Source organism: Formivibrio sp. oc-25 (assembly GCF_055810895.1).
Window position 1 is genome coordinate 1 of sequence record NZ_JBVVOL010000048.1, and the last position, 8,672, is coordinate 8,672.

At 54.6% G+C, this 8,672-nt stretch carries 9 protein-coding genes; 7 read left to right on the forward strand and 2 right to left on the reverse strand.

Annotated elements, in window-relative coordinates; all coding sequences use genetic code 11:
- Window positions 1-135 precede the first annotated feature (135 nt).
- From AC0KVQ_RS15735 to AC0KVQ_RS15765, 7 genes are all read left to right on the forward strand, one after another.
- Entirely contained in the window at window positions 136-1,356 is a 1,221-nt protein-coding gene (locus tag AC0KVQ_RS15735; RefSeq protein ID WP_473422138.1) for an acetylornithine transaminase, read from the forward strand.
- Window positions 1,357-1,359: 3 nt separating this feature from the next.
- On the forward strand, window positions 1,360-2,001 hold the full coding sequence (locus tag AC0KVQ_RS15740; RefSeq protein ID WP_473422139.1) for a bifunctional 2-keto-4-hydroxyglutarate aldolase/2-keto-3-deoxy-6-phosphogluconate aldolase: 642 nt from the start codon (window positions 1,360-1,362) through the stop codon (window positions 1,999-2,001).
- Window positions 2,002-2,114: 113 nt separating this feature from the next.
- Entirely contained in the window at window positions 2,115-4,322 is a 2,208-nt protein-coding gene (locus AC0KVQ_RS15745; RefSeq protein WP_473422140.1) for an OsmC domain/YcaO domain-containing protein, read from the forward strand.
- A 251-nt stretch (window positions 4,323-4,573) separates the two neighbouring features.
- The gene (locus AC0KVQ_RS15750; RefSeq protein ID WP_473422141.1) at window positions 4,574-5,005 is read left to right on the forward strand and encodes a YeeE/YedE family protein; all 432 of its coding nucleotides are present in this window, start codon (window positions 4,574-4,576) and stop codon (window positions 5,003-5,005) included.
- Window positions 5,006-5,015: 10 nt separating this feature from the next.
- On the forward strand, window positions 5,016-5,438 hold the full coding sequence (locus tag AC0KVQ_RS15755) for a YeeE/YedE family protein (protein ID WP_473422142.1): 423 nt from the start codon (window positions 5,016-5,018) through the stop codon (window positions 5,436-5,438).
- Between the two features lie 68 nt (window positions 5,439-5,506).
- On the forward strand, window positions 5,507-6,292 hold the full coding sequence (locus AC0KVQ_RS15760) for a sulfite exporter TauE/SafE family protein (protein WP_473422143.1): 786 nt from the start codon (window positions 5,507-5,509) through the stop codon (window positions 6,290-6,292).
- 49 nt (window positions 6,293-6,341) lie between these two features.
- A complete protein-coding gene (locus AC0KVQ_RS15765) occupies window positions 6,342-7,037 on the forward strand; it encodes an MBL fold metallo-hydrolase (protein ID WP_473422144.1) in 696 nt (231 codons plus the stop codon).
- A 68-nt stretch (window positions 7,038-7,105) separates the two neighbouring features.
- Here AC0KVQ_RS15765 and AC0KVQ_RS15770 read toward each other — a convergent pair whose 3' ends face one another.
- Window positions 7,106-7,570 carry a hypothetical protein gene (locus tag AC0KVQ_RS15770; RefSeq protein WP_473422145.1) on the reverse strand — a complete coding sequence of 155 codons (465 nt, stop codon included), beginning with the start codon at window positions 7,568-7,570 and terminating at the stop codon, window positions 7,106-7,108.
- Between the two features lie 198 nt (window positions 7,571-7,768).
- Window positions 7,769-8,533: a triose-phosphate isomerase gene (gene tpiA / locus AC0KVQ_RS15775; protein ID WP_473422146.1), complete on the reverse strand. Its 765-nt coding sequence runs from the start codon at window positions 8,531-8,533 to the stop codon at window positions 7,769-7,771.
- Between the last annotated feature and the right edge of the window lie 139 nt (window positions 8,534-8,672).

The window sequence follows — 8,672 nt, forward strand, 5'->3', positions numbered from 1 at the left end:
AACCCCATTCTGATTCTGTTACCCCACTATTCCGGCGTGATTAACTGAAAAAAGCGGTCATTTCTGGCCAAGTTTTTCATCACACACCAAGGAATATCACATGGGCCTGCCGGAAATCATTGCGGAACTGACACCATGACCCCGCTCGATATCGATGCACGACACCTGATGTGGGTCACCCCAAAACCCGACATCGTGTTCACCTCGGGGCAGGGTTCCTGGCTACAGGATCGTGCTGGCAAACGCTATCTCGACATCATGCAAGGCTGGGCCGTGAACAGCCTTGGGCATTGCCCGCCTGAAATCCAGCAAGCGCTGAGGGATCAATCCGCCAGGCTGATCAGCCCGAGTCCGGCATTTCACAATGAGCCGGCCATGCAACTTGCCAGCCGCCTGGTCGAACTCAGCGGCCTGACACGCACGTTTCTCTGTACCAGCGGTGCCGAAGCCAATGAAGGTGCCATCAAGCTGGCACGCAAATGGGGCCGGAAAAACCGGGGCGGTGCGTATGAAATCATTACGTTCGACCAGGCCTTTCATGGCCGCACCCTCGCCACCATGTCGGCGTCCGGCAAACCAGGCTGGGATCAGATGTTTGCCCCGCAGGTGGCGGGTTTTCCCAAGGCCCGGCTCAACGATATCAATTCGGTTCAGGCCCTGATCACGCCCAATACCGTTGCTGTCATGCTTGAGCCGGTACAGGGCGAAGCTGGCGTGATTGCAGCAACACCGGAGTTTTTACGTGAATTGCGCATCATCACCGAATATCACGGGCTGTTGCTGATAGTGGATGAAGTGCAAACGGGTATGGGGCGTTGCGGTAGCATGTTCGCGTTTCAGCATGCGGGGATTTTGCCGGACATCATGACACTGGCCAAAGGCATGGGCGGCGGCGTACCGCTGGCAGCCCTGCTGGCCCGCGAATCTGCCTGTTGTTTCGAGGCAGGCGACCAGGGCGGCACCTATACCGGCAATCCGTTGATGGCAGCGGTGGGGCTGGTGGTGGTGAATGCCATCGCGCAGCCCCATTTCCTGGCCAATGTGCGCTGCCGAAGCGATCAGCTCAGCCAGGGGCTGCGCCAGCTTTCCGATGCATTTTCATTATGCGGTGAACGCGGTCTGGGTTTGCTGCGCTCCTTGATCTTGCCGGATGAGCAAGGCCCCAAACTGGTCGAGGCGGCCCGTTCCCTGGAACCTTTTGGTCTGATCCTCAATTCCCCACGCCCCAATTTTTTGCGTTTCATGCCCGCCTTGAACATCACGGAGGCTGAAATCCGGCAAGTGCTGAGTTTGTTGCAGATGTTGCTTGGCCAGTTTTATCCCACCGTACTACCCGAAACCACGCAAGGAACGTAACCCATGAAAAAATTCAAAATCTTGCAACACCTGCTGGCCAGCCGCCTGATCGGCATCATCCGGGCGGACACGCAAGCAGATGCGCTCAAGCTTGCAGAGGCCTGTATCGAAGGCGGAATGACCAGCCTGGAAATTTCGTTTACGACGCCCGGCACGCTGGAAGTCATCAAGACACTGACTGAGCGGTTTGGCAATCGCATTCTGATCGGTGCCGGTACAGTGCTGGATACCGAAACCGCACGCCTGGTCATTCTCGCCGGTGCGCAATTCATCCTGGCACCCAGTCTGAATGCGGATGTCATTCGTCTGTGCAATCGCTACCAGGTGGTCTCCATGCCGGGCGTGGCAAGCACCACGGAAGCTGTACAAGCCCTAGAAGCGGGCGCAGATATCATCAAGGTATTTCCCAGCGATGCCTATGGCCCGGCCTATTTCAAAGCAATCAGCGCGCCGCTACCGCAAGCGCCGCTGATGCCCAGCGGCGGCGTAACCCTGGATAACCTGGCCAGCTGGTTCGCCAGTGGCGCAGTCATGGTCAGTATCGGGGGAAGTATCACCGCACCGGGCAAACAGGGTGACTTTGCTACGGTCACGGCTAATGCACGCGCTTTTGTTGCCGAGGCCAGCAAAATTCCTGCGTGCTGATTTTTGGGCACCAACACTTCGGAGCCACAAACTGCTGAAAAACGCTGTTTTCCCACCGGGAAAGCCCGATAATAGCGGCCGATTCGTTTTGAACGCTATTTCAGGATTCCCGCATGGAAATTAAGGTCAACTTTCTCGATAAGCTTCGCCTTGAGGCCAAGTTCGATGACTTCACGGTGATCGCCGATCAGCCTGTCCGCTACAAGGGCGATGGCTCGGCGCCGGGGCCGTTTGATTATTTTCTGGCCTCATCGGCCTTGTGTGCGGCTTACTTCGTGAAGTTGTACTGCGACACCCGCAACATCCCTACCGAAAATATCCGCCTGTCGCAAAATAATATTGTTGATCCGGAAAACCGTTACCAGCAGACCTTCAAGATTCAGGTTGAGTTGCCGGCGGATATCTCTGCCAAAGACCGCCAAGGCATTTTGCGCTCCATAGAGCGCTGCACGGTTAAAAAGGTGGTGCAAACCGGGCCCGAGTTTGTGATTGAGGAGGTAGAAAACCTCGATGCCGATGCGCAGGCCTTGCTGACGCTGAATCCGGATGCTGAAGCACGCACCTATATCACCGGCAAGGATCTGCCCCTGGAGCAAACCATCGCCAATATGTCCGGATTGCTGGCGGACTTGGGCATCAAGATTGAAATCGCTTCGTGGCGAAATATCGTGCCCAATGTGTGGTCGCTGCATATCCGTGATGCATACTCGTCGATGTGCTTTACCAATGGCAAGGGCGCGACCAAGGAAAGTGCCCTGGCTTCCGCCCTGGGCGAATATATCGAGCGCCTGAGTAACAACCATTTCTACGCCGGGGTGTTCTGGGGCGAAGACATTGCCAATGCGCCGTTTGTGCATTATCCGAACGAGCGCTGGTTCAAGCCGGGCAAGAAAGACAGGTTGCCGGCTGAAATCCTTGATGAATACTGCCTCGCCATTTATAACGCCGATGGCGAGTTGCGCGGCTCACATCTGATCGACACCAACTCCGGCAATGTGCAGCGTGGCATTTGTTCGCTGCCGTACGTGCGCCAGTCCGATGGCGAGGTAGTGTATTTCCCGTCCAACCTGATCGAAAATCTGTTTGTCAGCAACGGGATGAGCGCCGGCAATACACTGGCCGAGGCGCAGGTGCAATGCCTGTCGGAAATTTTTGAGCGGGCAGTCAAGCGCGAAATTATCGAAGGTGAAATCGCACTGCCTGATGTGCCGCAAGACGTGCTGGCAAAATATCCGGGCATTCTGGCCGGCATCAAGGGTTTGGAAGAGCAAGGCTTTCCGGTGCTGGTGAAGGATGCTTCGCTGGGCGGCCAATTTCCCGTGATGTGCGTCACCTTGATGAACCCGCGTACCGGCGGCGTATTTGCCTCCTTCGGCGCGCATCCGAGCTTCGAGGTTGCACTGGAACGCAGCCTGACCGAGTTGCTGCAGGGTCGCAGTTTTGAAGGCCTGAACGACTTGCCGCAGCCCACCTTCGTCAGCAACGCCGTAACTGAGCCGAACAACTTCGTCGAGCACTTCATCGATTCCAGCGGCGTGGTGTCGTGGCGCTTTTTCAGCGCAAAAGCGGATTACGATTTTGTCGAGTGGGATTTCTCCGGCCAGGGTGAAAACTCCAATGCCGAGGAAGCCGCAACCTTGTTCGGCATTCTCGAGGACATGGGAAAAGAGGTGTACGTGGCGGTCTACGACCAACTCGGCGCCACCGCCTGCCGCATCCTGGTGCCGGGATATTCGGAAGTGTATCCGGTCGAAGACTTGATCTGGGATAACACCAACAAAGCCTTGTTGTTCCGCGCGGACATTCTGAATTTGCATCGCCTGGATGATGCCGGCCTGGCCGCGTTGCTGGAACGACTGGAAGACTGCGAATTCATCGACGATTACACCGACATCCCCACCTTGATCGGCATTGCCTTTGACGAAAACACAACCTGGGGGCAGCTCACCGTTCTGGAGTTGAAGCTGCTGATTCATCTTGCCTTGCAGCAATTTGCAGAAGCTCAAGAGCTGGCGCAAGCCTTCTTGCAGTACAACGATAATACAGTCGAGCGCGGATTATTCTATCAGGCCCTGAATGTGGTGCTTGAGGTGCTGCTGGATGATGAATTAGAACTGGATGATTACGAGGTCAATTTCCGCCGGATGTTTGGCGATGCGCGGATGGATGCGGTGATCGGATCAGTGGATGGCAGCGTGCGCTTCCACGGCCTTGCACCTACCAGCATGAAACTGGAAGGACTCGATCGGCACCAGCGCTTGCTCGATAGTTACCAAAAGCTGCATAGGGCACGGGCCAGGGTGGCAGCTGTATCCAGTTAGGATTATGAATCAGAAGTGCCAACCACAGACCGGACACCCTGCGTCCTGCGCTGGCCTTAACTAGCCAGGCCAGCGTCGATGATGTTTCCGCTGGGCTCATATGATCCCCTTGCCATACAATTCATACTTATACATAATATAAATTAATATTAAAATCGATCATGAAGGCGCGAGCCACACAGAGCCCCGATCACGGAATCGTATGACTGTCCTGGTTGCTGAGGTCTTTGCTGTGATGAAGGAGGTATGAAATGAGTATTGATTGGGCAAACTTTACGCCTTGGTCTGCATTGCTTGGTGGCCTCTTAATCGGCTTGGCTAGCGCCATGGTGGTTTTGCTGAATGGCCGTATCGCGGGAATCAGTGGCATTTTGGGCGGATTGCTGCGCCCAACCAAAGGCGATTTGAGTTGGCGCATCGCCTTTCTGCTGGGGCTGATTGTTGCACCGCTCGTTTTCAGCGTGGTGGCACCCTTGCCGGATGTTCAGGTTGATGCCGACATGACGGCCTTGATTGTTGCGGGCCTGCTGGTGGGTATCGGTACGAGGTATGGCTCCGGCTGTACCAGTGGACATGGTGTGTGTGGTCTATCCCGGCTCTCGCCACGTTCACTGGTCGCGACACTAGCCTTCATGCTTGCCGGCTTCGTAACAGTATTTATTGTTCGTCACATGTTCGGTTAAGGAATACACGATGCAACTGGTAACGATTTTTATAGCCGGTCTGGTGTTCGGGGTGGGATTGATCGTGTCTGGTATGACCAATCCAGCCAAGGTCATCGGTTTTCTGGATCTGGCCGGTAATTGGGACCCTTCCCTGGCATTGGTGATGGGGGGGGCGATTTTTGTTGGATTCTTCGCATTTCGCATCGCCGGACAACGAGCAAAAACATGGCTGGGTACTGAGATGAATCTACCAACAGCAAGACGGATCGACCGACGCTTGGTTCTGGGTGGGTTGTTATTCGGAATCGGATGGGGCGTGGCAGGTTATTGCCCAGGGCCGGCGCTGACATCATTGCTTTCTGGTGGCGTGAAGCCAGTGGTCTTTGTTCTTGCCATGCTGGCAGGAATGGCTGTTTTCGAATTATTGGAGCGACGCAGGCGGCCGCAGTAAAACCAGGGATCCATGAGCGCAGCAACAATCTCCGTCGTGATTGCGGAATAGGCAAAAGGGGCTACCAATTGTTGATACATCTCGGCTTGGGCTTGATCGTGGGACTCATCATGGCACTTACCGGTGCGGGAGGCGGTATTCTGGCCGCGCCCCTGCTGATTTTCGGCGCCCACCAAACTGTTGCGCAGGCCGGCCCAGTAGGACTGCTGGCGGTGGGGCTGGCCGCGACTCTCGGCGCCATCCTCGGTTTGCGGGCGGGAATCGTCCGCTACCGTGCCGCACTGTTGATTGCTGCTGTCGGAATGATGCTGGTACCCGTCGGTGTATGGCTGGCACACAGAGTGGATAACCGCTGGTTGCTGATCCTGTTTGCGCTGGTTCTTCTTGCGGTGGCCTATCGTACGTTTGGCCAGAAAGACAAACCCGAAATCCAGGCACAGTCATTGCCATGCGTCCGGAGTGCCGATAGTGGCCGCTTTATCTGGACTTCCGCCTGCGCGCGTGCATTGGCGTTGTCGGGAAGTGTTGCAGGATTGTTGTCAGGGCTGCTTGGCGTGGGGGGCGGTTTCGTCATAGTGCCAGCGCTACGCCGTTATTCCGATCTGGCCATGCAGTCTGTGGTGGCTACATCACTAGCAGTCATCGCGCTGGTATCTATATCGGGAGTGGTATTCAGTGTGGTCTCGGGCGGTCTAAACTGGAACATCGCCATGCCATTTGCTCTCGGCGCGCTGGTAGGAATGACCTGCGGACGCGTCATTTCTGTGCACGTGGCAGCATCCTATTTGCATAAAGGATTTGCTGCTGTGGCTGTGGTAGTGGCTATTGGCCTGATCATGAAAGTCATGCTGTGACCCTGTATTCGGCCCATAAGTAGATAGCATTCACACTTGGAGTACGAGCATGCATCCGATTCAACTGTTTGATTCAGAATCCTCGACTTTCACCTATCTGCTGTATGACCCTCAGGGTAGCGAAGCCGTCATCATCGATCCGGTGGACAGACAATCACAGCGCGACCTGCAGCAACTGGAACGACTGAACCTTAAACTGACTTATATATTCGAAACGCATGTGCATGCAGATCATGTGACATCGGCAGGCAGACTTCGTCAACTGACGGGGGCAAAGACTGTTGTTCCTGGTGGTTGTGGTGTGAGCATGGCTGATGTGCAATTGCACGATGGTGATGTAATCAATTTCGGTTTGGACGAACAGATCAGGGTGCTGCATACACCAGGACATACTGCTGGCAGCATGTCTTTTGTATGGCGAGATAACGTTTTTACCGGTGATGCATTGCTGATCGACGGCTGTGGTCGCACTGACTTCCAGAGTGGAAGCGCAGAAACCCTGTATGACAGCATCTACAAGAAGCTGTTTACGCTTTCCGACGCAACGCTCGTCTGGCCCGGTCATGATTACAAAGGCCAATCTGTATCAACCATCGGCTGGGAAAAACGCCATAACAGTCGCCTGGCCGGGCGAGATAAATCCGATTTTGTCGAATTGATGAATAACCTTCACTTACCCAAGCCCAAATTGATCGATGTTGCAGTGCCTGCCAATCAGAATCTTGGCCTGCCGCATGCTATTTGATTACCTCCCGGCAGGTAGGCTGAAATGACTGGGAATTCCCTCGCACTCATTTCGTGGTGAGCAGAACATCAGACAGAACCGGCTGCTGTTTTGTCAACATTCCGCAATACAGCAACTCCCTGATCGGTGATTTGCCATTGTTTTACCCCGCCGCTCTGCATCGCCGTGGCTAGGCCCGCTTTCACCAGGGCAGACATGGTCGATAAATTGGCTCCAGCCATGATCACGCCATGAAAATCAGCCTTGCCGTTTGCCAGCAATGCGAGCGCGGTAATCTGCTTCGCGGTTAGCTGCTTGGTTTGCGCACCAGCGTCAGACGATGGCGTTTCTTTTGCATCAATGAGGCTTGGGTCCGGAATCGGATACCAGTACGTGCATTTGCGCGACGCCAACTCTGGCGATGTCTTGACCTCTTCCGGCAATGAGTATCCGTCGATCTGAACGGTGGGGAAGAAAAAAACCGCATAGCGCGGTTTGACTTCAAGAGCATCATAAGTCGAGAGGGGCTGCCATCCCCCGTGTAGCACACCCATGGTTTTTCTCTGAATATTTTCCAGGCCGTATGATGCCACAGACTGCTATCGGTATCGGGTGAAACGGGATCGTCGAAAATCGATCGAAGCAGAGAAATCCGGATTGTGCAAAGGAAAGGCCTGCACTCTTCTGAAATGCAGGCCTTGACTGTAAATGCTTGAATACCATTACGGTTGTGCGAATTTATATCAAATCCATCAGATCACAGCGCGCAGGCTGTTATAGATAGCGATAAATTCCTCTGCCTTGAGCGCTGCAGATCCTATCAATCCACCATCCACATTCGGGATGGCTACAATCGTCGTGGCATTTGCACCATTCATGCTTCCACCGTACAGGATCGGCGTCCTGGCACCAAACTCGGCATCCTTTGCTACCAGATAAGCGCGCAGGAAAGTATGCGCATCTGCAATCATTTCCGGCGTAGCTGAAATTCCGGTACCGATCGCCCAGCGCGGCTCATAAGCCAGCACGATTTCATCTCTGGATGGATCAATCAGGTCGAACGTGGCATTCAATTGCTGCAGCAGAACTGACCAGGTTTCGCCCTTTTCCCGTTCATCCTTGGTCTCCCCAACACACAGGACAGGGATCAAGCCAGAATCCAGCGCTGCCCGGCATTTCTTTGCTATCAATTCATCATTCTCGCCATGATAACTACGGCGCTCGGAATGCCCCACGATAACAAAAGCCGCGCCAACATCTTTGAGCATTGCGCCTGACACCTCGCCGGTATAGGCACCCTTGACCTGCTCTGACAAATTTTGCGCGCCCAGTCCGATTCCGGAATCCTGAATCAGGTCCGCGACCTGCGGCAAATAGGGGAAAACCGGGCAGACCACCATGCCTACCCGCTCATCCAGAGCCGGCAGCAACGCCCGGATATTTTCAATCAATGTCTGATTGGAGCACAAAGATCCGTGCATCTTCCAGTTGCCTATCAACCATTTCTTGGCTGTCATTCTCAACATCTCCTGTTTGAAATCAGGCAGCCGCACTGCCATTGACCGGCTTCTTCACCAGATACAACGCCACCGCCGTAATCACCGTCCCCACCAGCAGGCTCACCACATACATGCCAACATTGGTGACCGCATTCGG